Origin of the sequence: Streptomyces sp. E11-3 (assembly GCF_046540415.1) — a bacterium.
Lineage (GTDB): Bacteria > Actinomycetota > Actinomycetes > Streptomycetales > Streptomycetaceae > Streptomyces.
This window is the reverse complement of record NZ_JAZGRL010000001.1, coordinates 2,370,385-2,394,671: the sequence shown is the minus strand read 5'-3', so window position 1 is coordinate 2,394,671 and position 24,287 is coordinate 2,370,385. Positions and strand designations below refer to the sequence as shown.

The 24,287-nt window shown below is 71.0% G+C and carries 22 protein-coding genes; 11 read left to right on the top strand and 11 right to left on the bottom strand.

All coding sequences use genetic code 11. From position 1 onward, the window contains the following. Positions 1–292 precede the first annotated feature (292 nt). Genes U9R90_RS10715 through U9R90_RS10705 form a run of 3 tightly spaced genes read right to left on the bottom strand, consistent with a single transcriptional unit; the run spans position 293 to position 2,962 of the window. Positions 293–1,561, bottom strand: a complete 1,269-nt coding sequence (locus U9R90_RS10715; RefSeq protein WP_411056178.1) for an ATP-binding protein — start codon at positions 1,559–1,561, stop codon at positions 293–295. Continuing rightward, positions 1,558–2,313, bottom strand: a complete 756-nt coding sequence (locus tag U9R90_RS10710; RefSeq protein ID WP_411056177.1) for a hypothetical protein — start codon at positions 2,311–2,313, stop codon at positions 1,558–1,560. Before U9R90_RS10710 ends, U9R90_RS10715 begins: the two co-directional genes overlap by 4 nt. A 28-nt stretch (positions 2,314–2,341) precedes the next feature. Further along, complete coding sequence (locus tag U9R90_RS10705) at positions 2,342–2,962, bottom strand: class F sortase (protein WP_411056176.1); 621 nt, start codon at positions 2,960–2,962, stop codon at positions 2,342–2,344. Positions 2,963–3,215: 253 nt separating this feature from the next. On the opposite strand from U9R90_RS10705, the gene U9R90_RS10700 reads away from it, so the two are divergent. Further along, the gene (locus U9R90_RS10700) at positions 3,216–4,019 is read left to right on the top strand and encodes a nuclease-related domain-containing protein (protein ID WP_411056175.1); all 804 of its coding nucleotides are present in this window, start codon (positions 3,216–3,218) and stop codon (positions 4,017–4,019) included. Positions 4,020–4,024: 5 nt separating this feature from the next. Here U9R90_RS10700 and U9R90_RS10695 read toward each other — a convergent pair whose 3' ends face one another. Continuing rightward, complete coding sequence (locus U9R90_RS10695; protein WP_411056174.1) at positions 4,025–4,447, bottom strand: nuclear transport factor 2 family protein; 423 nt, start codon at positions 4,445–4,447, stop codon at positions 4,025–4,027. Between the two features lie 175 nt (positions 4,448–4,622). Between U9R90_RS10695 and U9R90_RS10690 the strand changes: the two genes are divergently transcribed. Both U9R90_RS10690 and U9R90_RS10685 read left to right on the top strand, forming a co-directional pair. Continuing rightward, positions 4,623–4,859, top strand: coding sequence for a hypothetical protein (locus tag U9R90_RS10690; protein ID WP_411056173.1), 237 nt, complete (start codon positions 4,623–4,625; stop codon positions 4,857–4,859). Then, on the top strand, positions 4,856–5,725 hold the full coding sequence (locus U9R90_RS10685; RefSeq protein WP_411056172.1) for an RNA polymerase sigma-70 factor: 870 nt from the start codon (positions 4,856–4,858) through the stop codon (positions 5,723–5,725). The genes U9R90_RS10690 and U9R90_RS10685 overlap by 4 nt, the downstream gene beginning before the upstream one ends. Before the next feature lie 13 nt (positions 5,726–5,738). Here the strand turns inward: U9R90_RS10685 and ligD are convergent, their stop codons facing one another. The 4 genes from ligD to U9R90_RS10665 form a co-directional block, all read right to left on the bottom strand. Next, positions 5,739–6,641 carry a non-homologous end-joining DNA ligase gene (gene ligD, locus U9R90_RS10680; protein ID WP_411056171.1) on the bottom strand — a complete coding sequence of 301 codons (903 nt, stop codon included), beginning with the start codon at positions 6,639–6,641 and terminating at the stop codon, positions 5,739–5,741. 35 nt (positions 6,642–6,676) lie between these two features. Further along, complete coding sequence (locus U9R90_RS10675) at positions 6,677–7,633, bottom strand: DUF4190 domain-containing protein (RefSeq protein WP_411056170.1); 957 nt, start codon at positions 7,631–7,633, stop codon at positions 6,677–6,679. 14 nt (positions 7,634–7,647) lie between these two features. Further along, positions 7,648–8,697 (bottom strand): Ku protein, encoded by a 1,050-nt coding sequence (locus tag U9R90_RS10670; RefSeq protein ID WP_411056169.1) that lies wholly within the window; start codon positions 8,695–8,697, stop codon positions 7,648–7,650. A gap of 146 nt (positions 8,698–8,843) precedes the next feature. Next, complete coding sequence (locus tag U9R90_RS10665) at positions 8,844–11,816, bottom strand: M4 family metallopeptidase (protein WP_411056168.1); 2,973 nt, start codon at positions 11,814–11,816, stop codon at positions 8,844–8,846. A 410-nt stretch (positions 11,817–12,226) separates the two neighbouring features. Between U9R90_RS10665 and U9R90_RS10660 the strand changes: the two genes are divergently transcribed. From U9R90_RS10660 to U9R90_RS10630, 7 genes are all read left to right on the top strand, one after another. Further along, a complete protein-coding gene (locus U9R90_RS10660) occupies positions 12,227–12,448 on the top strand; it encodes a hypothetical protein (protein WP_411056167.1) in 222 nt (73 codons plus the stop codon). A gap of 298 nt (positions 12,449–12,746) precedes the next feature. Further along, entirely contained in the window at positions 12,747–14,480 is a 1,734-nt protein-coding gene (locus U9R90_RS10655) for a SulP family inorganic anion transporter (protein ID WP_411057703.1), read from the top strand. Further along, positions 14,477–14,914 (top strand): pyridoxamine 5'-phosphate oxidase family protein, encoded by a 438-nt coding sequence (locus U9R90_RS10650; protein WP_411056166.1) that lies wholly within the window; start codon positions 14,477–14,479, stop codon positions 14,912–14,914. Before U9R90_RS10655 ends, U9R90_RS10650 begins: the two co-directional genes overlap by 4 nt. Positions 14,915–15,118: 204 nt before the next feature. Continuing rightward, the gene (locus U9R90_RS10645) at positions 15,119–15,526 is read left to right on the top strand and encodes an STAS domain-containing protein (protein ID WP_411056165.1); all 408 of its coding nucleotides are present in this window, start codon (positions 15,119–15,121) and stop codon (positions 15,524–15,526) included. A gap of 106 nt (positions 15,527–15,632) precedes the next feature. Then, entirely contained in the window at positions 15,633–16,019 is a 387-nt protein-coding gene (locus U9R90_RS10640; RefSeq protein WP_411056164.1) for an ArsR/SmtB family transcription factor, read from the top strand. Positions 16,020–16,285: 266 nt separating this feature from the next. Beyond that, a complete protein-coding gene (locus tag U9R90_RS10635; protein WP_411056163.1) occupies positions 16,286–17,386 on the top strand; it encodes a dihydrodipicolinate reductase in 1,101 nt (366 codons plus the stop codon). Then, positions 17,383–17,877, top strand: a complete 495-nt coding sequence (locus U9R90_RS10630; RefSeq protein ID WP_411056162.1) for a carboxymuconolactone decarboxylase family protein — start codon at positions 17,383–17,385, stop codon at positions 17,875–17,877. The genes U9R90_RS10635 and U9R90_RS10630 overlap by 4 nt, the downstream gene beginning before the upstream one ends. 16 nt (positions 17,878–17,893) lie before the next feature. Here the strand turns inward: U9R90_RS10630 and U9R90_RS10625 are convergent, their stop codons facing one another. Further along, positions 17,894–19,537, bottom strand: a complete 1,644-nt coding sequence (locus U9R90_RS10625; protein ID WP_411057702.1) for a GMC oxidoreductase — start codon at positions 19,535–19,537, stop codon at positions 17,894–17,896. A gap of 934 nt (positions 19,538–20,471) precedes the next feature. After that, positions 20,472–20,621 (bottom strand): hypothetical protein, encoded by a 150-nt coding sequence (locus U9R90_RS10620; RefSeq protein WP_411056161.1) that lies wholly within the window; start codon positions 20,619–20,621, stop codon positions 20,472–20,474. Positions 20,622–20,648: 27 nt separating this feature from the next. Between U9R90_RS10620 and U9R90_RS10615 the strand changes: the two genes are divergently transcribed. Continuing rightward, positions 20,649–22,838, top strand: a complete 2,190-nt coding sequence (locus U9R90_RS10615) for an FG-GAP-like repeat-containing protein (RefSeq protein WP_411056160.1) — start codon at positions 20,649–20,651, stop codon at positions 22,836–22,838. Positions 22,839–23,066: 228 nt separating this feature from the next. Here U9R90_RS10615 and U9R90_RS10610 read toward each other — a convergent pair whose 3' ends face one another. Beyond that, positions 23,067–24,071: a DUF3152 domain-containing protein gene (locus tag U9R90_RS10610; RefSeq protein ID WP_411056159.1), complete on the bottom strand. Its 1,005-nt coding sequence runs from the start codon at positions 24,069–24,071 to the stop codon at positions 23,067–23,069. Positions 24,072–24,287: the final 216 nt, after the last annotated feature.

Genomic DNA, 24,287 nt, shown 5'->3' with positions numbered 1-24,287 from the left:
CCGTTGTGGGCAATCGTTCCGCAGGGCGAGGGGGGCACCTCCCGCTCGAGCGAAGTCGAGAGTGGGGGAGGGTGGGCACAACCCCTCGCCACGGGGTGCACCCGTTTCACCAAGCCCGGAGGGCAACACCCTCCCCCCGTCACGGGGCACCCGTGCAACCAAACGCCCGAGGGCAACGCCCTCCCCTCGCCACGGCGCACCGTGACAACAAGCCCGAGGGCGCACCCTCACCCCGCCACGGCGCACCCGTGCAACCAAGCCCGAGGGCGCAGCCTCGGCCCGTCGCGCGGCGCTAGCGCGGGCCGCAGTCGCATTCGGCTGTGGCGGGGAGCGAGAGGCGGGCGACCGCGCCACCGTCGGGCGCGTTGGCGAAGGACAGGCTCGCCCCCAGCACCCGCGCCTGGCCCGCCGCGATGGTGAGGCCGAGGCCGTGGCCGCCCCGCGCACCCCCCTCCGTCCGGAACCGCTGCGGGCCGTGCGACACCAGATACTCCGGATACCCGTCACCGTGATCGCGCACGGTGATGACGGGCCCGTCGACCGTCAGAACCACCGGCCCCCGCCCATGCCGATGCGCATTGGCGAGAAGATTGCCGAGGACGCGCTCAAGGCGTCGCCGGTCCGTCTCGACGCACAGGTCGCGAGCCACCACGACCTGCGTGTCCGTGCCGGAGGCCCGGACGACGCGCGCGGCGAGGGGCCCCAGCAGGTGCGCGTCGAGCTCGAGTTGCTCGGACCTGGAGTCGAGCCGGGAGATCTCCAGCAGGTCCTCGGTCAGCGAGCGCATGGTCTGGACCCGGTCCCTGACCAGCTCCGCGGGGCGGCCCGGCGGCAGCAGCTCGGCCGCCGCGTGCAGCCCGGTCAGCGGGGTGCGCAGCTCATGCGCGACATCCGCGGTGAACCGCTGCTCGCTCTCCAGCTTGCCCTGGAGGGATGAGGCCATGGTGTCCAGGGCTCCGGCCACCGCGGTCACCTCGTCCGGATGGCGCGTGGGGTCTTCCGTACGGGGGTCGTTGACCCGCGCGTCGAGGTCACCCGCGCTGATCCTGCGTGCCACGGACGCGGTCTGATGCAGCCTGCGGGTCACCCGGGTCACGGCGAAGGCGCCGATCAGGAGTGTGGCGCCGATGGAGAGGACCGACGAGCCGACGATGGCGCGGTCCAGGCCCTCGATCGACTTGGCGCTCTGCGAGTAGTCGATCTCGGTGGCGATCACCCGGCCGCCGTCGGCGGGGCCCGCCGCCCACATGGTGGGGCGGCCGTTGTGGTCGGCGACCATGGTGGCGCGCTGCCCGGAGGCGGCGAGGTCGCGCAGCGCGTCCGGCAGGCCCGACGGGTCGACACCGGAGCCAGGGGGAAGCCGGTCCCCGGCCTCGTACAGGCGGCTGACGTCCTCCAGCTTGGTGAGGGCCTTCTCGCGGGCGTTGCCCACGGTCTGGCCGGTCACCGCGACGTGGACGAGGGAACCGAGCAGCGCCGCGAGGACGCAGCACATGACCGTGATGAAGAGCGCGGCCTTCCAGGTGAGGGTCGCGGTCCAGGCGGGCAGGCGGGGCTTCACGGGCGCGCCGCCGAGGGGCCGGGGCTCGCGTCGCGGTCCGGGCTCGCGTCGCGGTCCGGGCTCGTGCCGCCGTCGGGGCTCGCGTCGCCGTCGGGGCTCGCGGGGATGATCTCCAGGCGCTTGGGGAGCATCGCCTTCTGCTGTGCGTCCCAGGACCAGACGTCCCGGTACTCGTAGTCGGGGATGTGCGCGGGGGAGTGCACGACGAGGTCGCGTCCTGCCACCTCCACGCTGAGTACGGGCTGCGCGGTGGACATGATCCGCATCAGCTTCGTACCGTCGGGGCGGTAGCAGCGGATGCCCAGGCTGCCGTCGGAGAACTGGATGCCGACGATCAGCTCGTGCTTGCCGTTGCCGGTGATGTCCCGGTAGTACGCCTTCAGGACCGGGCAGTCGGCGGCCTTCTCGTCGCACTCGGCGACCGCCTTGGCGGTGTCGTCGGGGAGCGCGTCCGCCCCGGTGTAGGTGTCCGGGTGGGCCGCGGCCTCCGCCTGGACGATCGCGATCGGGTCGATCGCGTGCAGGTCCCCGTCCGGGACGCTGATGCCGGGGACGGCCTCGGTCATCACGTCGGAGAGGTCGTCCTGGTTCCCGGGTGGTGGCGGTGGCAGGTCGGGCCAGAGCTGGGCCGGGCCGACGGCCCTCGGCGTCGGGCCCGCGCTCTCGGCGCCGCCCGGATCGTCGCAGCCCGTGGCGAGCAGGGCGGCGACGGGCAGCGCGAGAGCTCCCAGGGCCAGCCGGCGACGGGTCACGGCACTCCAGCCTGCCGCGGCCTGCGGCCTAGTTCACGAGATCGGCGTAAAGGATGATGTTGTCGGTGCGGTGGCCTCCCTCGAGGCCGCCACCGCAGGTGAGGAGCCGCAGCTCGGGGCTGTTCGTCTTCCCGTACACCTTATTCGTGGGGAAGTCCTTTTTCGCTACCTGTTCGATCTCGCGGATCTTGAAGCGCGCGGTGCTGCCGTCCGCCCGGTCGACCTCGATCGCGTCGCCGACCTTGACGTCCTTGATGTTCCTCATGAGCGCCGGGCCGTCCGCGGTGTCGTAGTGCGCGACCAGTACGGATGCGCCCTTTTCGCCCGGGGTGGGGCCGTCCGTCCACCAGCCGGGCTCATCGGCCTTGTCCACCGGCGGTACTCCGAGCTCGCCCGAGCCGTCCGTGGCCAGGTCGAGCATCGACTTCGCGTCGACTCCGGCCGAGGGGATGCGCAGCCCGGTCGGCTCGGCGGGCTTCAGCGGCTGGGCGGCCTGCCTGGCCTGGGTGGTGGCGGTGGAGCTGACGGTGACGTCGGGGCCGGGGCCGTCGGAGCCCTGGCCGCAGGCCATGAGCCCGCCGCCGAGTGCGACGGCCAGCGCGGAGGCCGTGGTGATGCGGGCCGTACGGGACAGGGTGGACGCGCTCATGGGGGCTCCAGTGGGGGAGGGGGCCGAGTGGATTTTCTGCGGCACAGTGGATTTCCTGCGGCACAGATGACGCTATGTGTCCCGGATTGCGATGGTTCGGCTGGCTGGTAACGGCAGGCCGTAGGTGTTCGGGCGGTGTCGTTACTGGTTCGGCTGTTACGCGACTGGTTCGGCCGGTACGTGCGTCTTCGCCGCAACCGGCCTATTGCCCCCTCCGTGCCGGACTGCTCCCATGGTCATGGGGTGATGCGGCATGGCCGGACTACGGGTCGTACCGACCTGGCGGCACGGGCAGGAGAGGTACTACGTCCTGCTGCCCGACGGAAGGAACATCGCCTGGTACGACCGTGACGCGGGCCGGGTGAGCCTCCTGCACGACGAGCGCAGAGCGGGCGTGCTGGAGGCGCTGCAGCCGTATCTCACCGGGCCGGTCACCGTCGGACCGCCGCCCGTGCCCACCGCCTCCGACCTGCTCAGACTGAACCTGCACCCGGACGACGACCTCGCCCCGAACCGCCCGGGCGAGGCCCTGCTGGTCGCGCTCGACCGCGACCCCGCGCCGCCCCGCCGACTGCGCGGCGACCCGCGCCGCCGTGAGCTCGCCGCCGAGCAGGCCGTGGGCGGGGCGCTGGACCGGTTGGAGGGCGTGGGCTGGCGCACGCTGCACTCGGTTCCGCTGCCCGGCGGGGCGCGTATCCACCATCTGGCGATCGGCCCCGCCGGGCTCTTCTGTGTGCACGCGCTGAACGCGCACCGCCAGCGGGTGCGCGTCGCCGATCCCAATGTCGCCGTCGGCCGGGCCGGACCGCAGCCGCTGCTGCGCGGCCTCAGGCACCAGGCCGACCGCGCGGGCCTCGCCCTGACGGCCGAGGTGCGCCCCCTGCTGGCGCTGGCCGAGGCGGCGGCGGTCGACCTCCGCGTGGTGCCGCGCGAGCTCCGGGTGCTGCCGGAGGGCGAGCTGGCGGCGCTGGCCGCGCTCGGCGGCGTACTGAAGCCCGCGGACATCGAGGCGCTGTACGCGCACGCCCGCGACCGGCGCAGCTGGCTGCGGGTCTGATCCGGTTACAGGTGGTCGCCCCAGCCGCCCTGGATCATCGTCTGGAACGCCCAGGCGCCGTCCCGCTTCAGCAGGATGTCGGCGTAGCGCAGCTGATGCGTGCCCTCCGGTGTGGTCATGGTCGAGTCGGTGAAGACCACGACCATCGCGGGGGACAGGAAGACCGGGGTGCGGGTCGACTCGAAGGTGACGTCCGTGTCGCCCATCACCTGGGTCATCGTCCGCACGAACCGCTCGCGGTCCCACTGGGCCGACCTGCCGTTGCCCGCGGAGTCGTCGCTCACCAGGTTGAGCGGGAAGACGGCCATATCGGCCATGCGCTCGATCTCGCGCTTGCCGCTGCGCGCGTCGTACTCCGCGAACCAGGCGTCCAGGCCGGCGCGGTCCTCGGTGGTCGGGGTGTATCCGGTCTCGGGCAGGAAGGTCATACACGCTCCTCGCGACTGCTGGTCAAGAAGGGTTACGTGAGGAACGTATGCCCTGGGGGTCTGCTAGTCAAACTTGATTAGTCGTGATGCGCGTCACGGACGCGGCGGTGTCACATCCGGCGCGCGGCCGGTGTCTCCATGCCGTAGCCCGATGGAGGAATGGAGGAGGAGAGACATGGAGTACGCCGAGGCGATGAGCCAGACCCCGCCGACCGTGACCGACGAGCTCGCCGCCCGGCTGCTCGGGCGGCTCGGGGCGCCGGCGATGGTCGAGCTCACCTCGTGGGTCGCGTGCGCGAACAGGTCCGCGCGGACGAACGTCGCTCTCGGCATCGAGTCGCAGGGCTTCGCGGCCGCCCGCGACATGCGCCCGCACGCCAAGCCGAGCCGCGGCATAGCGTCGGCGTCATGACCGACAACCCGTTCGTCGCCCACCGCAGGCTGCTCTTCACCGTCGCCTACGAGATGCTCGGCTCGGCCGCCGACGCCGAGGACGTCGTCCAGGAGACCTGGCTACGGTGGGCGGACGTGGACCAGGCCCAAATCCGCGACCCGCGCGCCTACCTGGTGCGGATCGTCACCCGGCAGGCGCTCAACCGGCTGCGGTCCCTGGCGCGCCGGCGCGAGGACTACTTCGGCGAGTGGCTGCCCGAGCCGCTGCTCACCAGCCCCGACGTGGCCGAGGACGTCGAGCTCGCGGAGAGCGTCTCGATCGCGATGCTCACCGTGCTGGAGACGCTCGGCCCGGCCGAGCGCGCGGTGTTCGTACTGCACGAGGTCTTCGACACGCCGTACGGCGAGATCGCGGCGGCCCTCGGGAAGACCCCGGCGTCGGTACGGCAGATCGCCCACCGCGCCCGCGAGCACGTCGCTGCCCGCCGACCGCGGATGGAGGTGGACCAGGCGGAGCAGCAGCAGGTCGTCGAGCGGTTCCTGGCGGCGCTGACGTCGGGGGATCTGCCGGGCCTGCTCAAGGTGCTCGCTCCCGACGTGGTGCTCGTCGCCGACGGCGGTGGGCTGGTGAAGGCGGCCAGGCGACCGATCGTGGGCGCCGGCAAGGTGGGCGCGTTCCTGATGAATCACGCCCGGCTCTCCGTGGACCTGCAGGCGGTGCCGATGTGGCTCAACGGCACCGCGGGCGCCCGGATCGATGTCGACGGCGCACTCGCCTCCGCGGTCGGCGTGGCCGTCGAGGACGGCCGGATCACCCGGCTCTACGCGATCCGCAACCCGCACAAGCTGGGCCGACTCGAGGACCAGGCGGAGCTGGCCCGCTAGCGGGCCACGCGCGCTACCGGCGTTTTCGGGGCAGCGGTCTGGCGCGGTTGAGGTTGATCAGCGGGCCGAGCAGGTCGCCGTACCGCTGCAGCCGGGGCGCGATCTCCGTGGCCACGAAGGACAGCTGCGCCGGATCGGTGCAGGACTCGACCTCGTCCCAGGTCACGGGTGTCGAGACGGTCGGCTCGCGGCGGGCGCGCAGGGTGTAGGGGGTGGCGGTGGTCTTGGCGGCAGCGTTCTGGCTGTAGTCCACGAAGACCTTGCCGGGGCGCAGGCTGCGCGTCATCCGGTGCAGCGCGAGGCCCGGCAGCTCGCCCTCGGCCTCGACCGCGAGCTCCTTCGCGTACGCCGTGACCTTCTCGGACGGCGTGGGCTCCAGCGGCACCAGGACATGCAGGCCCTTCGAGCCCGAGGTCTTCGGGTACCCGGCAAGCCCGTCGGCGGCCAGCCGCTCCCGCAGCCAGCGTGCGACCTCGCAGCACTCGACGACGGTGGCCGGGGCGCCGGGGTCCAGGTCGAACACCATGCGGTCGGCCTGGCCCGGTGCGTCCGCCTGCCACTGCGGGGTGTGGAACTCGGTGACCAGGTTCGCCGCCCACATCAGCGAGGCCAGGTCCTGCACCAGCACCTGGGTGGCCGCCGCCTGGTCGTCGGAGTGCCGGGGGACGTCGGCGGTGTGCACCCAGGACGGGGTGCCGGGCGGGACGTTCTTGGTGAAGAACCGCTGACCGTCGGGTCCGTCCGGGAAGCGCAGGAACGACACCGGGCGGTTGTGCAGATGCGCGAGCAGCGAGCCCGCCGTGCTCGCGTAGTAGTGCAGCGCCTCGCCCTTGGTGAAGCCGGTCGCCGGATAGAGCACCTTGTCCAGATTCGAGAGCGTCAGGCGCCGCCCCTCCACCTCCGTGATGGGCGTCATACGAGGAGAATCCCACGTAATCGCGCGGAATTCTCTCAGGGCGTCGGGCCGCTCCAGATCGCCGAGTCGCGGTCGAACTCCGGCCGCACCTCCACGTCCAAGGAGGCGTCGGCGTTCGGGGGCAGGCCGAAGGCGTAGGTGGCCACGGCCTGGCGGCCCGGGAGCACGGTCCCGCTGAGGCCGGAGAGGATGTTCGCCGCGCTGTCGAAGATCCGTTCGGCCGTGCGTCCGTCGGCGTCCTTTGCCTGCACTCGGAAGAGGGCGAGGCCCAGCCGCTCGTCGGAGTTGTTACGTACCGTGATGTCGACCGTCACGGCCCGGTGGCCGGAAGAGTGTCCGGCCGCCGTATCAGAGGGGCTGAACGAGCGAGGGGCCGAGACCGTGACCTCGACCCCGTCCTCGTAGTGCTGGGTCGCGCCGAAATCGAGCGCTCCCTTGGTGGCGGGTGTCGTGGCCTTCCCCGGCTCGGCGGACTCGTCGTCTTCCGGAGTGGTGGCCGCTGGTGTGGGCGGTGCTGTTGTCGTGGTCTCGGTGGGGGAGAGGTTGCGTTCGAGGTCCTTGAATGCGTCGTTGACGATCAGGGCTCCGATGACCGACAGGGCGAGGGCGAGGACGCCGAGGACGGCACCGGTGATCGACATACGCCGGTTGGTGGCGTAGCCCCGCGCCGCGCGGCGGGCGCCGACGAGACCCAGCACCAGGGCGATGACACCGAGGACGGCGGCCAGCCAGAAGAGGATGGGGACGAGCCCGGTGAGGAGTCCGACGATGCCGAGGATCAGGGCGCTGATGCCGAGCGCGTTGCGGGGCGGTTGATCCGGCCCTGGAGCCGACGGGCCGTGCAGCGGACCTGCGGGCGGTCCCGAGGGTGGACCCGTGGGCGGTCGTGCGGGTGGTTCCGGGGGTGGACCCGCGGGCGGGCCCGCCGGTGATTCCGGGGGCGGCGCAGGGTGGGTCCAGGTCGTCCAGTCGGGCTTCTTTGGAGCTGCCATCCGGTTTCGCCTCTTCAGGAGACCTTCCCCCGGCGCTGCTTGCCGCCCTTGTGGGAAAGGGCCTTGATGAGTTCCTCGCGACTCATGGACGATCGCCCCGGTATCTCCGCGTCGGCAGCGCGGTGATAGAGCTCTGTCTTGCTGAGGGATTCGAGGTCCGAGGCCCGCGGGGCCGGCTTTTCCGTCTTCTTTCCGGCCCGTCGTTTCGCCGCGGCGTCCTTGATCTTCGTGGGGGGTCGGAGGCTGGCCTTTTCTTCGGTCGCCTCCTGCGGTTCCTCGCCTCTCGCGGCCTTGGCTCTGCTGACGCTGGCTTCCAGTGCCCCCATGAGGTCGATGACGTTGGTGGACTGGGGAGGTGGCACCGCCTTGTCCAGGGTCTCGCCGGTGCGCTTGGCCTCGACGAGGCGCAGTACGCGCTCCTGGTAGGTGTCGTGGTACTCCTCGGGGTCCCAGTCCATGCTCAGCGCCTCGACCAGCTGGATCGCCGTCCGCAACTCCGGTTCGGTGACCTCGGTCTTCTGCGGGAGGTCACCGACCTCGTGATGGGGGTCGCGTACCTCGTCCGCCCAGTGCAGGGTGTGGACGGCCAGTACGTCCCCTTCCGCTTTCACCGCGACCAGGTACTCGCGATTGCGCATGACAACGCTGGCGATGCCCGCCTTGTTGGACCGCGAGAGGGCTTCGAGGAGGAGGGAGTACACCTTCGCGTACTCCTTGCCCTTCGCGCCCAGGTAGTAGGTCTTGTCGAAGAAGATCGGATTGACCTGATCCAGGTCGACGAACCCCTTGATCTCCAGGGACCTGGACTGACCTGGGGCGATGTCGTCCAGTTCACCGGGCTCGACGACGACGTACTCGTCGCCCATGTCGAACCCCTTGACGATCTCGTCCGCGAGGACCTCCTCACCGGTCCGCTCGTTCACCCGCTTGTTGCGGACCCGGTCGGACGTACCGCGCTGGAGCTGGTTGAAGCGGATCGTGTGGCTCTCCGTGGCGGTGAACAACTGCACCGGCATGGCGACCAGCCCAAATGAGAGAGCACCGCTCCAGACCGCACGCCCCATGTCCCTCCACCTCCTCGTACCTCCCATCGCACCCCCACCGCGCGGTGATCGCATCCCGGGCCCTGGGGAAGGCCGCGCTGCGGGGTGGGTGAGGGGGGACGCCAGGCTGGGCGGTGCTCCTCATGCTGGTCGGTGAGCGGACAGGGTCAGTCGCAGCTGCCGCTCGGCCGGGTCCGTGTCACCACGTTGCTGATGCCGGTGGTCCCGTCGAGCCACACCACCTGGCTACCTGACGGGGCGGCGGCCGAGAGCTGCTCACCGCGGTTGCACGAGACCCGGCGCCTGAGTACGTCGCCGCCCTTGCGGGACGGCGCGAACTGCCAGAGCTTGGCCAGCGACTCGTTGCGGAATTCGGAGCCGGAGCCGGAACCGGAGTCGGGGGTGCGGGCGGTCATCGTCACCGCGTCCGGGGAGACGGTCAGGTCGAAGGCGTTGAGTGCCTGCGGGCCGGTCTCCGGGCTCACGTCCCTGACGTCCGAACCGTCGAGCCCGGCACTGCGCAGGGCCGTCGTTCCGTTCGACCGGATCTCGTCGAGCAGCCAGAAGACACGGTCGCCGCGGAGGGCTGTCGGGCCGAGGCTGGTCCCCGCTGCGGCCTTCTGGATGAGGGTGTCCTCACCGGTCGCCAGGTCGAGCACCCGGGTGTTGTACTCGTAGCTGCCGGTGACCCGTCGGGTCTGCTGGTAGGCGATCCTGCCGTGGCTCAGCGACGGGAAGCGCGTCCTGTTGTAGCGGCCGCCGCCGATACGGGTAGCGCTGTCCGGGTCGCTCATCCGCAGGTAGACCACGTTCCGCAGCCCCGCGCGCAGACTCATGTCAAAGGTGACCACATCACCCTCGACGGCCAGGGCGGACCCCACACTTCGGCCGGACCACAGGGTCTTGACGGGGCCGCCGTTCAGCGGCCTGGCCAGGATGTCCACGGACGTGTCGCCGTACGCCTGCCACACCACCGTCGTACCGTCCGTGGCCGGATTGACGTGGTAGCGGCCGTCGTTGGGGCTCATCAGCCTCAGCCGCCCCTTGCCGTCCGTGCGGCCTGCCCACACCGAGTAGGGCTCGGATCCCTCCTCGTTGGACTTGGACGCCACCCACCAGCCGTCGCTCGCGCCCAGGTGTGAACCGGTGGTGTTGACGCGCTGGAGCAGCAGGTCCGAGTCGACGCCCAGGGCCAGTTCCCAGCGGGGCACGATGCCATGGGCGTTGAAGGCCCGACGGATGTTCCTGAGGTTCTTGCCGCCGGCCTTCAGGGCCTTGGCCGCCGCGATGACCGCCGTCCGGCCCTCGGTGAACCCGTCGAGCGGCGTCAGGTACTCGGTGAGTGCCTTGTAGACGATCTTGTCCGCGAGCGCGGGGTCGAGGTCCTCGCGGATGTCCCACAACGCACCCGAGAAAATGGTGGAGTTGAGGTGGACGCCACCGTTGTCGGTGCCGAACCCCACACCGAGGAAGGACTTGGCGGTGGTCCGTCCGTCGTTCTGGTCGCGGAACGCGCACGCGCGCGGGGACTTGGTACGGCACAGCGTCTCACCCACGAGCCCCGCGTCCGGGTCGTCCATGGGGATGCCGTACACGTCCGTCTCGACGGCGTTGCCGAAGTAGTCCGCGATCGCCTCGTTCATGGCGCCGGACTGGCCCGCGTAGACCAGGCCGGCGGAGTGATCTATGACTCCGTGCGTCAGTTCGTGGCCGACGACGTCCAGAGCGGCGGCGAGCGGGCGGTGTTCGTCGTCGCCCGTGCCGTACACCACCTTCTGCCCGTCCCAGAACGCGTTGACGTACGGCTGGCCGTAGTTGGTGACCCCGACCAGGGAGTTGACCGTCATGCCCCGCCCGTCGAGGCTGTCGCGGCCGAACTTGCTCCGGAAGTAGTCGTAGACGTGAGCCGCCGCCCAGTGTGCGTCCACCGCGCCCGCGGTGGTGGCCTCGGTGCCGAAGTCCGGGGTCGGCGAGGCGAACTCCTGGAGGTCGTCGGGCCACTTGCCGGCCACGTCCGCGGCCCACTTGCCGCGTGCGTCCCAGGTGGCCAGGACGTTGCCGGAGCCGTTCGGTATCCGGGACTGGTCGCGCAGTACGTAGGTGTCGCGGGCGTCGTCCTTGGTGACCTGGAGCTTGACGGACTCGCCGTTCAGCCGGACGCCGGAGCCTGAGGCACCCGGACCGGAGCCCGAGGCGCGCGGACCCGAGCCCGCGGCGTCCGAACCGGAGCCCGCGGCACCCGGACCGGACTCCTCTGGTGGGGGCGTGGCGCTTTGCGTGCTTCGCGCGGGTGCCGTTCCCGGCGCCCCGAACGTCTTGATGCCGCTGTACTGGAGCACCGGGTACCCGGCCCGCGCGTCGATGTACACCTCACGCAGCACCGGCTCGCCACGCACCGGCCCCTTGCTCCGCACGGTGACATGCCGGGCCAGCACCCCCTTCCCGGTGGGGATGACGACCAGGCCGCGCGGGATGCCGATCAGTGGTGGCCGCTCTCCTCCGCCCTCATCACCCTCATCGGACGCGGCGAACCCCCGCGCGTCCAGGTCGGCGGCCCGTACGGCGTCGACGGCCCGCTCGACGGCGAGCTTCTCGTCGATCTCCGCAGCGGTGCCGGTGCGCAGACCGGTGAAGTACTTGCCCGAGGTGCCGGTGACGACCCGGTTGCCGTCGCGCTTCTCCATACGGACCACATACTGGCCACCGAGAACCGGCACACCGCGGTGCTTCTGCCGCAGTCGTACGGTCTCCCGCCCGCCGTCCGCGAGGGTCGCCACGGGTTCCAGATCGCGTGCCGGAGCGGGGATCCGGTAGCGCCGCTCCTTCGAGGCGAGATGGGCCTGCGCCGCGTCCGCGGCATCACGCGCGGCTGGAGCGCGCTCTCGAATGCCCTCCACCAGCGCGGGCGTCGCGGTCTCCTGCCCCGGAATCACCTCGCCCGGGCTCGGCGGGGGTTCCGCGGCAGCCGGGCTCGCGGCAGCCGGGCTCGCGGCAGCGGGGGACGCCGACACGAGAAGTGCGGCGACGCCGATAAGCGCCGCCGCACTGGATATGCCGCTTCGTCGTGCTCTTGCCCCCGCTCTCGCTCTTGCTGTGCGTAACCCTTCCGGACTCTCCGTGCTGGTCCCGGACCGAGTCATGTACCCACCCCCACCTCTCCGTGGATCGGAACCGGCGGCACGCCACCGCCGGGCATGGACATGTAACCCGTGGTGTGTCGACGCATCAACGGGGCGGGGGCTCATGCAGGCGACTTCCGGCCCTTGCGGTCAAGGGCGTGACCGGGAAGGCCACGATCGGAGCCAGTTGCCGCTACGCGCGTGGGGTGCGGCCGGGGAGCCCGCCCCCTGAAGTGCGCCCCCGCCTGGGCGTGCCCGTATCAGCGGCGTGGCCTGGCAAATACGGGCAAGACGACTGGTCGTTGGGGCCGTTCACAGCACAACGCCCGCACCGGCGCCAGCGGTAAACGGAGATCGAGACCGCTTCGTCATCGCATCGTCGCTCAACCGGCCCTCACCGAAGGGCCCCCGAGTGGCGCATACTGAACTCAATGACAAAGCCATCCGCGCCCCGGCGCCACCTGCCCACGAGCCCCTTCAAAGCCCCGGTCGCCGCACCGGTGAAGCACTTCGCCCTGGGGGACCGCGTCTCCCACGACCAGTACGGTCTCGGCAGGATCATCGGCGTCGAGGACGGCATCGCGGCACTCGTCGACTTCGGCTCCCGCCAGGCCAGGATCGCCAGCCCGTACACGGGTATGGACAAGCTCTGATCTCTGCCGTACCGCGACGACAGGCCTTCCCGAGGAGGAACTAGGCGCTGCCGTCACGGTCCTTACGGTCGCCCCTGCGGTCCGCACGGTCTGTGCGGTCCTTCGTCCCTTTCCCTCGCATCGCTCATGAAGTCAGCTCAAGCCATAGATCACACTGATGACGAATTGCCAATTTTCGCAATTCGTTACATGCTGTAGAGGCTGTGCTGCCCGTGAAGTCGAGTGAGCGAGTGAGGTAGAGGGACACGTGACCGTTTCGCTCCGTTCCCTGCTGCCCGCCCGCGCGGACTTCGCCGCGATGACCCGCAACCCGCGCCGCGACCTGCTCGCGGGGCTCACCGTGGCGATCGTGGCGCTGCCGCTCGCCCTCGGCTTCGGTGTCTCCTCGGGCCTCGGCGCCGAGGCGGGCCTGGCCACCGCGGTGATCGCGGGCGCGCTGGCCGCGGTCTTCGGCGGCTCGAATCTGCAGGTGTCCGGGCCGACCGGGGCCATGACGGTGGTCCTGGTGCCGATCGTCGCCCAGTACGGACCTGGCGGGGTGCTCACCGTCGGCCTGCTCGCCGGTGGCATGCTGCTGGCGCTCGCGCTGCTCAAGACGGGCAAGTACATGCAGTACGTGCCCGCGCCCGTGGTGGAGGGCTTCACCCTCGGCATCGCGTGCGTGATCGGCCTCCAGCAGTTGCCCAACGCCCTGGGCGTCGCCCAGCCGGAGGGCGAGCGCATCCTGGTGGTCAGCTACCGCGCCGTCGAGGAGTTCGTCCGTACGCCCAACTGGACGGCGCTCGGGCTGGCGCTCGGGGTGGCCGCGCTGATGCTGGTGGGCGCCCGCCGACGGCCCACCATCCCCTTCTCGATCATCGCGGTGATCCTTGCCACGCTGGTCGCCCAGCTCTTCCACCTGAAGGGCGCCGCCCCGATCGGCGACCTGCCATCGGGCCTGCCCGCCCCATCGCTCGGCTTCCTGGACCCGGCCGCGGTGTCCTCGCTGCTCGCCCCGGCCGTCGCGGTCGCCGCGCTCGCCGCCCTGGAGTCGCTGCTGTCGGCGACCGTCGCGGACGGGATGACCGTGGGCCAGAAGCACGACCCGGACCGGGAACTGTTCGGTCAGGGCATCGCCAACCTCGCCGCCCCGCTGTTCGGCGGCGTGCCCGCCACCGCCGCGATCGCCCGTACCGCCGTCAACGTACGGTCCGGAGCGGGCTCGCGGCTCGCCGCGCTCACCCACGCCGCGGTGCTCGCCGCGATCGTCTTCGCGGCCGCACCCCTGGTCTCCAAGATCCCCCTGGCCGCGCTCGCCGGCGTGCTGCTCGCCACCGCGATCCGCATGGTCGAGGTCGGCTCCCTGCGCGCCATGGCCAGGGCGACCCGCTCCGACGCGGTGATCCTGGTCCTGACCGCCGTGGCGACCCTCGCCCTCGACCTGGTCTACGCGGTGATCATAGGGCTGCTGGTGGCCGGTGCGCTGGCCCTGCGCGCGGTGGCCAAGCAGGCCCGGCTCGAAGAGGTCGACTTCATCGCCGACCTGCCCGGCGGACACAGTGAGGAGGAGCGTGAGCTGCTCGCCGAGCACATCGTCGCCTACCGCATCGACGGTCCGGTCTTCTTCGCCGCCGCCCACCGCTTCCTGCTCGAACTCTCCGAGGTCGCCGACGTCCGCGTGGTCATTCTGCGGATGTCCCGCGTGACGACCATCGACGCCACCGGCGCGCTGGTCCTCAAGGACGCGGTGGAGAAGTTGAACCGGCGCGGCATCGTCGTCATGACCTCCGGTATCCGCGCGGGCCAGCGCCAGGTGCTCGACTCCACCGGCGCGCTCCGGCTGCTCCGCCTGGAGGGCCGCGAGTACGCCACCACGCCGGAGGCGATCGCCGGGGCCCGCGCCTATCTGCGCGGCGCCGGACTCCTGCCCACCGTCCCTGCCCAACCGTCCGGTACGGCTCAGCTGTCCGGTACGGCTCAGCTGTCCGGTACGGCCCAACCGTCAGCCAAAGCCCAACCGTCCGGCACGGCCCACGAGGAAGCCTCCCGATGAGTACCGCTCCCGCCCCGCACCGCCTGGTCGAACTCTCCGGCGCCGAGGCGCTGTGGCTCCTCGACGGCAGTCGCCGGGGCCGTCTCGTATACGTCAGGCGCGGGGCGCCCCCCGTCCGCCCGGCCGACGCCGCGCCCGCCGTCCGCCCCGCCGCGCACGTCCTGGAGCACGGCCGCCTGGTCGTCCGTACGCCGGTACCGGCCGCCGCGCTGGCCGCGGGGGCCGCGGTGACGTACCAGGTCGACGAGGGGGGCCAGGGCGGCACCGGCTGGAGCGTCACGGCCACCGGGCCCGTGGAGGTCGTCACCGACCCCGACGAGGCCGCCCACTACCGCCGTACGCTCGCCGGCCTGACCCATGGCCCGCACGACACGGTCCTGCGCCTGCACCCCCAGACGGTGACCGGCTTCCGTCTCACCGGCGCGGGGGCCTGATGCCACCTGCGGATACCCTCGCTCTCAACGGAGGTCTCGCCGCTGTCGTCGAGCATCTGGATCACCCTGCCCATGTGAACGACCACCGGGCAGCGATGGCTGCGTTTCCGGGGGACAACCCCCGGACCCCCAGCCCGACAAGCAGGTCAGCCAGGCAAGCCGGTGTGGACGTCGCCGGGCGGACCTGGGGAAAGGCACGAACCCATGACCATTGAGTGGCGCTACTCCAGCGAGCAGGACCACGGTGTGCTGTCGGTCGCCGGATTCCTCGGCGCGGACGCCGTCGCCCGCTTCACCGGAGCGGTCGGATGGGTGCTGGCCCGTGGTGCGGGTCCTGTCGTCCTGGACTGCACCGAACTGCGCGGCTGGTCCGCCGACGGCCAGAGCGCCATCACGCTGGCCGCCCAGCGCCTCGCCGACCAGGGGCGGGCCCTGGAGCTCGCCGCGATCCCCGCCGACGGCTCGCTCGTCCCCGACGGCGACGGGCCGCCGCTCACGGTTCACTGCGACCTGCCCACCGCGCTGGCCGCGCAGGCCGCCCGGAGCGCGCCCGCCGACGGCCGGCCGGACCAGCAGGACCGGCAGTGGCGTACCGACGGATGGCCCACCTGACGGGCCGGGTCCGGTCCCTCGAGTGGGTGGGCGAAGATAACACCATGCCGATGTTCTCCGCGTTCTCTGCCTCGTCCGCGTGGACACCAGCCGGGAGGCCCCTCCGGTGAGTGCGCCGCTGTACCAACTCAAGGCCGAGTTCTTCAAGACGCTGGGCCATCCCGCCCGGATCAGGGTGCTGGAACTGCTCAGCGAGCGCGAACACGCGGTCGGCGAAATGCTGCCCGAGGTCGGCATCGAACCGGCCCACCTGTCCCAGCAGCTGGCGGTGCTCCGCCGCGCCAACCTGGTCGTGACCAGGAAAGAGGGCTCGACCGTCTACTACTCGCTGACCAGTCCGCACGTGGCCGAACTGCTGCGGGTGGCGCGGACGATCCTGTCCGGCGTACTCGCGGGCCAGGCGGAGCTACTGGCGGACCTGCGGGCGGGGCAGCCGTCTTCGCCGGGGGCCGCCGAGCCGGGCGAAACGACGGGGCGCCGCAAGCCGTCCTAGGCGGAGGCTGGTGCGGGGGCGCCCCCGCACGGATGTGAGAGGCCCCCGCCTGGACGTGAGATGCCCCGGCCGGGTGTGGGACGCCCCCGTACCCCCTGCCAGCTGCGCGGCGACCGTCTCCCGGCAGGTCGGGCACCGCTCCCTGCCGTCCCACGCACTCCACCCGAAGTCCGTGGGCTCAAGCGACCGCCCTCCAGTTCCCTGCGCACCGGCGAGAGGGAACAAGGCTCTATGAATCGCAGGGCCCCGGCGCTACCCTCCCGCGCATGATTCCCACGGTCGTCTGGGGCACCGGCAACGTGGGCCGCGCGGCCATCCGCGCCGTCCAGGCGCACCCCGCGCTGAAGCTGACATCCGTAGTCGTCCGGAACCCGGACAAGGTCGGCCGCGACGCGGGCGAACTCGGCGGCCTCGACGGTGCGTTGGGCGTCACGGCGACCGACGACATCGCCGCGGTACTGGCCGCCGCACCCCGCGCCGTGGTCTACGCCGCCTCCGGCGACCTCCGCCCCGACGACGCACTCGCCGACGTGCTCCGGGCGATCCGGGCCGGGGCCGTCGTCGTCACCCCCGCCCTGTACGCGCTGTACGACCAGCGCAGCGCACCACCCGAGCTGCGCGACCCCGTACGGGCCGCCATCGCGGACGGCGGCGGCTCGCTGTTCGTCTCCGGAGTGGACCCCGGCTGGGCCAACGACGTACTGCCCCTGCTGATCAGCGGACTCGGCAGCACGGTCGACGCGATCCGCTGCCAGGAGATCTTCGACTATGCGACGTACGACCAGGAGGACTCGGTCCGGTACCTGGTAGGCATGGGCCAGCCCATGGACTACGAGCCGCCGATGCTCGCGCCGGGCGTCCCGACCATGGTGTGGGGCGGCCAACTGCGGCTGATGGCACGGGCACTCGGCACCGAACTCGACGAGATCAGCGAGACACTGGACCGCTGCCCGCTGGACAAGACGGTAGCCACCACGACCATGGGCGAGTTCCAGGCCGACACCCAGGGTGCGGTCCGCTTCGAGGTACAGGGCATCGTCGCGGGCCAGCCCCGCATCGTCATCGAGCACATCACCCGCATCCACGCGTCCTGCGCCCCGCACTGGCCAACGCCACCCGACAACGGCGCCGGAGCACACCGCGTGATCATCGAGGGCCGCCCCCGTATCGAGGTCACGGTCGAGGCCACCGACGAGGGCGAGAACAGGTCGGCGGGCGGGAACGCCACGGCGGTTGGCCGCCTGGTGGGCGCGATCGACTGGTTGGCGGAGGCGGAACCCGGCCTGTACGACGCACTGGACGTCCCCCTGCGCCCGGCGGTGGGCAGGCTCGCCGGGCCTCGAAGGAGTACGAGGAGGCCACGATGAACATCGACATCCCCGAAGGCAAGGACCCGATCGGCTACGTCTGGGGCGAACTGGTCCCCGGCATCGGTCCGTCCGCCTCTGCCTTCTCCCTCGCGGTGTACGAGCACACCACCCTCGGCCTGCGCGAGTTCGAAGCCGCGCGCCTGCGCATCGCCCAGATCAACGGCTGCCTCTTCTGCCTCGACTGGCGCACCGAACGCGACGACGGCCAGAAGGTCGAGGACGGCTTCGCCGACGCGGTGACCCAGTGGCGTACCACCGACGCTTTCGACGACCGCACCCGCCTGGCCGCCGAGTACGCCGAGCGGTACGCCCTGGATCACCACGGCCTGGACGGCGACACCGGGTTCTGGACCCGGATGACCGCCCACTACAGCCAGCGCGAGATCGTGGAGCTGAGTATGAGCATCGGCTCCTGGCTGGCGTTCGGCCGCCTCAACCACGTACTGGGCCTGGACGCCGTCTGCGTCCTGCCCCCGCACACCGTGTAGCTGCTACGCGCGGAAGCTAGAAGTCAGCGGCGATGACCGACTCGATGTTCCGTTCGGCGAGCGCGGTGATGGTGACGAACGGATTGACGCTCACATTGCCGGGAATCAGCGACCCGTCGATGACGTACAGCCCCGAATACCCGTGCAGCCGCCCGTGGTTGTCGGTCGCCCGGTCCAACACCGCACCGCCCAGCGGGTGATATGTGAGGTGATCTCCCCAGATCTTGTACGCGCCGAAGAGATCGGTCCGATAGATCGTCCCCTCCCTGGAGTTGATCCTGTCGAAGATCGTCTTCGCGGCGTCGATGGACGCCTGCTTCCAGGCGGTCTGCCAGTTGAGTTCCACCGCACCCCTCGCGGCGTTCCACGAGAACTCCGCCCGATGCGGAGTGTCGGTGATCGACAGGTAGAACGAGGCGTACGTCTCGATCCCGGTCGGCAGCGGCGCGACCTCGGCGAACGCGCCGCCTGCGGCCCAGTTGTCGATCCCGGCGGTGGGCATGGCGGACTGGACCTTCCCGGTCGGGTCCCACATGTGGTTGGCGCGTCCGCACATCACGTTCCCGTTGTCCCCCCACCCTTTCCCGATCTCACCGTTCAGACCGGGCAGTACGCCGGTGGCCTTGAGCCGGGTCAGCAGCTTGCTGGTGCCGACGCTTCCGGCCGCGAAGAACACCTTGTCCGCGGTGACGGTCTTGGTGGCGACGGGGTCGCCGACCGTGTCGATCTGGTCGATGACCACCGTGTACCCGGGGTCGCCGCCCCCGCCCACCGGAGCGACCGAAGTGACCTTGTGCAGCGGCGAGATGGCGACCCGACCGGTCGCCAGGGCCCCGGCGAGATAGGTCTGCCGCAGCGACTTCTTCCCGTGGTTGTTGCCGTAGAGCACCTCACCCACCAGCGCGGACTTCGGCACCTCCCCGGCCGCCTCCCGCTCCATGTACGCCCAGTCGTACACGTTCGGCACGAAGACGAACGGAAACCCGGACCGCTCGGCGTGCTTACGCCCGACCCGCGCGTACCGGTAGCAGTCGGCCGCCTCCCACCAGCCGGGGTCGACGCTGCTGACCCCGAGCCCCGCGTTGGCGCGCGGATAGTAGACGTCGTACATCTCATCCGCATCCACGGACGGCAGCACGGCCCCGAAGTTCTCCCGCCGAGGCGTGACCGCCATCCCCCCGTTGACCAGCGACCCGCCGCCGACCCCGCGTCCCTGATACACGATGATCCCGCCGAACTCCTCGGCGTCCAGGATGCCGGTGTAGCGCGGGACGTTCTTGTCGAGCGGATACCCGAGGAACTGACTGATCGGCTGTCTGGTTCTGGTACGCAGCCAGTACGAACGGAAGTCCGGCGCGGTGGTGTTGGCGAAGACCTTGCCGTCGGGCCCCGGGGTGTCCCAGGCCATCCCCATCTCGACCATGTGCACCTCGACCCCGGCCTGCGCGAGCCGCAGAGCGGCCACGGACCCGCCGTACCCGGTACCGATCACGAGGGCCTGGACGTGGGCGCCGGGTTCGATCGACGCGGCGGAGTTGGGGGCGGCCTTCGCGTGGGCGTCGGCGCTGACATGCCCCGCAAGGGCAACAGCCCCAAGAATGGAACCAGTTCCAGCGATGAATCCGCGGCGCGATATACCCCGGGAGCCCGCATTGTGCATGGTAGCGACACGCATGTGACGTTCCTCACTCTCGACGGAATGAGAACACGTATTACTGCCGCTAGCGCAAGAAGTCCCGCATACCAATAAGTAACTTTCGCCCGATCTTGGCTGGATGAGCTCCCAGGGTGCGCCGATGTACGTGCCGTCACCTTGCACGCGGACGAACGACGTGCACCAAAGGTTGTACAGCGTGCGGGGATTTGAGGTGTGAGAAGGCGCACGGCTTGTAGGCGTGATGTTCAGGAGCGCGGAGCCGCTTGAGGTTACGTGGGGTCCCCCCGCGAATCACGAAGCGTTGCCAAGTACGAGACTTTTCAAAGGTGGAACGTTTGAGTCCGCGATCAACCCATGCGTACAAGCCGCTGAGCCTGAAAAGGAGAACCTGGCTGACCCTCGGCGCCGTCGTCATCGGCGGTGCGGGAGTGGTGACGGTCGCCATCGCCACTCCGCCCGACGGCCAGACGGAGACGAAGGCGAAGGCCTCCCCGGTCAAGATGCACACCGTGCCGCTGCAGGCGAAGGGCGCCGGGAAGAGCGGCGTCGACCGCCGCGGCACCGAGCCGTACAGCCTCCTCGGCATCTCCTGGCCCGCGAGCAAGGTGGACATCGAGGGCACGGCGGAGGTCCGTACGCGCAGCGTCGAGACCGGTGAGTGGACCGGCTGGCAGAAGCTCGAACTCGGCGTCGACCCCGTGGAGACGGCCGAGGGCCAGAACGAGAGGAAGATGCGCGGCGCGACCGAGCCCCGCTGGGTCGGCCCCTCGGACGGTGTCGAGGCCCGCGTGGTCGCCGCCGACGGCTCGGTGAGCGACGGTCTGCCGAAGGCGCTCCGCCTTGACCTGGTGGATCCGGGCATGCTGCCGAAGGAGGCCAAGAGGGCCAACCAGGAGGCGCAGGACGCTCCGGACAGCAGCGACGCCGATCCCGCGGCCTACGCGCTGCAGCCGCCCGTCGAGAGCTCCACACCGGTGCCTGACGAATCGCCGGGCGGCGACTCGACGGCCGACGAGTCCCCCGCCGCGACGACGGCGGAGAGCCCAGCGCCCGCCAACTCGCCCACCGAGCCCCCCAGCTCGCCCACCGCGTCCCCCGGNAGAGCTCCACACCGGTGCCTGACGAATCGCCGGGCGGCGACTCGACGGCCGACGAGTCCCCCGCCGCGACGACGGCGGAGAGCCCAGCGCCCGCCAACTCGCCCACCGAGCCCCCCAGCTCGCCCACCGCGTCCCCCGGTGAATCCACGAGCGAGAGCACGAGCCCCGCGCCGAGTGACAGCGCCTCGCCGAGTGACTCCACCTCGCCGACGCCGACGCCGACGCCGACCGAGACCGTGCCGACGCCTCTCCCGTCCACCGTCAACCAGCCGCCGATCGTCTCCCGCACCACCTGGGGCGCGGACGAGTCCAGGGTCGACGACCCGCCGGCGTACCTGGACAAGCTCGACGCGGCTTTCGTCCACCACACCACGGACGCGAACGGCTACACCTGCGCCGACACCCCGAAGATCCTCCGGGCGGTCTTCACGTACCACGTGGAGTCCAACGGCTGGAACGACATCGGCTACAACTTCCTCGTCGACAAATGCGGCAAGATCTATGAGGGCCGTGCGGGCGGTGTCGACCTGCCCGTGCGGGGTGCGCACACCTACGGCTTCAACGGCTACTCCATCGGCATCTCCGTCATCGGAAACTACGCCACGGACGGCAAGACGACCGCGCCCATCCAGAACGCCGTCGCTCGCATCGCCGCCTACAAGCTCGGCCAGTACGGCGTCGACCCGGCCGGCCAGGTGACGCTCACCGCCAGCGCCGACACGGGCGTGTGGAACGAAGGCGAGCAGGCCACGCTCCGCACCATCTCAGGCCACCGCGACGGCTACGCGACTGAGTGCCCGGGCGACGACCTGTACTCCAAGCTCGCCGACATCCGCCGGTTCGCGGCCAGCCCGGCGGCGAACGCCGCGCCGCCCACCGCCGACCTGAACGGGGACGGCGTCCCCGACCTGGTCGCGGGCACGCCGGATGCCGCGGACAACGGCAAGGACGGCGCGGGCACCGTGACCGTCGTCCCGGGCGGTACGGACGGCCCCGTGCCCGCCGCCAAGAAGACGATCACCCAGAACAGCCCGGGTGTCCCCGGAGGCTCGGAGACTGGCGACAAGTTCGGCACCGACACCGCGTGGGGCGACGTCAACGGCGACGGCCACGCCGACCTCGTTATCGGCAGCCCCTACGAGGACACCCACAGCCTCACCAACAACGGCATGGTGACCGTCATGTACGGCCCGGAGCTCAACTCCGGCAAGGTGCTCAACACCGGCTCCGAGACCCGCGCGGACTGGGAGCGGCACGGATCGTCCGTCACCGTCGGGGACTTCAACAGTGACGGCAAGGCCGACGTCTTCTCCGTCGCGCGCGGCAAGCCGGGCCGTTGGTGGTCCTACGACGGCGCGACCGGAACAGCCACCTCCGGCTACCTGGGCTCCGGCCCCTATAGCGGCTCCGCCTACGCCGCCGACTCCGCCACGGGCGACTTCAACCGCGACGGCTACACCGATGTCGTCGTCAACTTCCGCGACCCGGACAAGTACGGCCGCGTACTGGTCCTTGAGGGTTCGGCGACCGGCCTGCAGCGCGCGGGCATCCTCGGTGTCAAGGGCGGCCGCTCGGTGGACGTCGGCGACGTCAACGCCGACGGGTACGCGGACGCCGTGGTCGGCCAGCCGTACACCGCCGAGTCCGGGGCGTACCGGGGCGGCCAGGTGACGGCCTTCTACGGCTCGTCCTCAGGCCTGACCACCACCGGCCGTACGACGCTCCACCAGGACTCCGGCGGGGTGCCGGGCGCGGCCGAGAACGGCGACGCCATGGGCTGGTCCATCAGCGTCGGCGACTACGACCGCGACGGTTACGCCGACGTCGTCGCCGGTGTGCCGCGGGAAGACCTCACCCGCTCCGGCACCTCCCGGACGGACGCGGGCATGGTCGTCCTGCTGCGCGGTACCTCCAGCGGCCTGACCGGCAGCGGCGCCCAGGCGTTCCACCAGGACACCTCCGGCATCCCCGGGGCGACGGAGTCCAACGACTGGTTCGGCTCGAAGGTCGTCCTGAACGACCTGTCGGGCTGGGGCCGCGCGGACCTCGCCATCGGCGCGATGGGCGAGAACAACGAGGACGGCACGATCCTGTACCTGCCCAGTGGCAGCGCCGGAATCTCCACGTCCAGCGGCGTCTACATCGGCCGCAGCCAGCTGGGCACGCAGGCGGGCGACGGCCTGGGCTCGGCTCTCACACCGTGATGCGGTAGCGCGGTAACGGCAGTACGCCACAGATCCCGCCGTGGGGGGGGGCCCGGGGGGGGGCCCCCCCACGGCGGGCGTCGCCATGGGGGCGGGCCAGCGGGCAGGCCGTACCGCGGCGATCACTCGCGCTCATGCCGATGCCGATGGCGGGCCGATCGGCCGAAATCCGCCAACTCAGATCACACGGGTCTTCCGTGAAGCCCCTGCTCCTGTCGTACGGGCCCGTCAGGGAACCGAAGGGCCGCTGAGATAGGCACCGGCCCGGTTGTAAGGCCAGGCGTTGGCGACGCAGCCGTTCAGTCCCTTGATCTGTTGCATCATCGCCGGGGCGGGCTGGCCCGGCCCGGGGCAGCCCTCGTGGCCGCGGCCGATTCGGTGGCCGACCTCGTGGTTGATGATCAGCGCCTGGTACTCGGCGATGGGCCCGTCGAACTGGGGTGAGCCGAGGACCCATCGCTTGAGGTTCACGACCACGTTCTCCCCGACCCTGCAGTTGACCTCGCCCCTGGTCTGCAGGCCCGCGGCGCCGCAGATGGCGTCGACGGTACCCGGCGTCGCGATCTTCACCACGAAGTCGTAGGAGCCCGACCCCACCCGCTTGAACGAGTGCTGGCCGCCGCGGGTCCAGCCCCGGTTGTCGGCGAGTATCGCGTCGACCCGGGCCGCGGCCCCGCTCGCTGTGATGTCGATGCCGTCCTCGACCATCACCTTGTAGCGCCACACACGAGGCCCCGCGCCCGCGGTCGCCGGGCCTGCCCCAGCCGTCCGGAAGGTGCCGGGGCCGGTGGCCGGTACGGCGACCTTCTCGTCGCGGGTCTGTGACGGGGACGGCGAAGCGGAGGCGCTGGGTGAGGCGGAGGCACTGGCCGAAGGGGAAGTGCTGGGCGAGGGAGATGCGTCGGGCGACGTGCTGCCGCTCGGCGACGCGTCAGCGGGGCGGGCGTCAGGAATGGGACCGGCCGAGGCTTCTTCTCGTAGGTCGGCGGTGCCCGGGGCGCGGTCGGCCCCCGCCTGGTCGCGTGTGTCCTGCAAGTAGGCAATGGCGACACCACCGCCGAACGCGGCGACGCAGAGGAACACGCCAACCGTGACCACCCGTGCCGCGCCTCGCCGCGCGGCGCGTCTTCGGACACGGGTGCGGCGTCCGCGGCCGTGCCCTCTGGGCTCCCCCGAGCCCTGGCCCCCTCCGGGTTGAGCTGACCGGTACTGGCGAACCGCGCGCCGTCCCATGGCTGTTGTCCTCCCCTGGCTGTGCCAACTGGGCAGGACTGACTACGTCATGGGACCGATCCACTGCCGCTCCGCGCCGCCGGAGATCCCTCTCCGGGCTTCGCGCCCCCCGCCGCACAGGGCAGGCAACCCCGCCCTGACCAGGACAGTCTTAGATACACCGTCGCATCGCCGTCAACCTGACGGATAAAACACCCATTCTGGTTGCGAGGCCGC

Coding starts and splice junctions, on each gene's coding strand:
- U9R90_RS10675 (WP_411056170.1), bottom strand. CDS start 7,633: ATGGCAGCTCCAAAGAAGCCCGACTGGACGACCTGGACCCACCCTGCG.
- U9R90_RS10705 (WP_411056176.1), bottom strand. CDS start 2,962: ATGAGCGCGTCCACCCTGTCCCGTACGGCCCGCATCACCACGGCCTCC.
- U9R90_RS10685 (WP_411056172.1), top strand. CDS start 4,856: ATGACCGACAACCCGTTCGTCGCCCACCGCAGGCTGCTCTTCACCGTC.
- U9R90_RS10690 (WP_411056173.1), top strand. CDS start 4,623: ATGGAGTACGCCGAGGCGATGAGCCAGACCCCGCCGACCGTGACCGAC.
- U9R90_RS10625 (WP_411057702.1), bottom strand. CDS start 19,537: ATGCACAATGCGGGCTCCCGGGGTATATCGCGCCGCGGATTCATCGCT.
- U9R90_RS10695 (WP_411056174.1), bottom strand. CDS start 4,447: ATGACCTTCCTGCCCGAGACCGGATACACCCCGACCACCGAGGACCGC.
- U9R90_RS10655 (WP_411057703.1), top strand. CDS start 12,747: ATGACCCGCAACCCGCGCCGCGACCTGCTCGCGGGGCTCACCGTGGCG.
- U9R90_RS10670 (WP_411056169.1), bottom strand. CDS start 8,697: ATGGGGCGTGCGGTCTGGAGCGGTGCTCTCTCATTTGGGCTGGTCGCC.
- U9R90_RS10665 (WP_411056168.1), bottom strand. CDS start 11,816: ATGACTCGGTCCGGGACCAGCACGGAGAGTCCGGAAGGGTTACGCACA.
- U9R90_RS10650 (WP_411056166.1), top strand. CDS start 14,477: ATGAGTACCGCTCCCGCCCCGCACCGCCTGGTCGAACTCTCCGGCGCC.
- U9R90_RS10645 (WP_411056165.1), top strand. CDS start 15,119: ATGACCATTGAGTGGCGCTACTCCAGCGAGCAGGACCACGGTGTGCTG.
- U9R90_RS10700 (WP_411056175.1), top strand. CDS start 3,216: ATGGCCGGACTACGGGTCGTACCGACCTGGCGGCACGGGCAGGAGAGG.
- U9R90_RS10660 (WP_411056167.1), top strand. CDS start 12,227: ATGACAAAGCCATCCGCGCCCCGGCGCCACCTGCCCACGAGCCCCTTC.
- U9R90_RS10630 (WP_411056162.1), top strand. CDS start 17,383: ATGAACATCGACATCCCCGAAGGCAAGGACCCGATCGGCTACGTCTGG.
- U9R90_RS10635 (WP_411056163.1), top strand. CDS start 16,286: ATGATTCCCACGGTCGTCTGGGGCACCGGCAACGTGGGCCGCGCGGCC.
- ligD (WP_411056171.1), bottom strand. CDS start 6,641: ATGACGCCCATCACGGAGGTGGAGGGGCGGCGCCTGACGCTCTCGAAT.
- U9R90_RS10610 (WP_411056159.1), bottom strand. CDS start 24,071: ATGGGACGGCGCGCGGTTCGCCAGTACCGGTCAGCTCAACCCGGAGGG.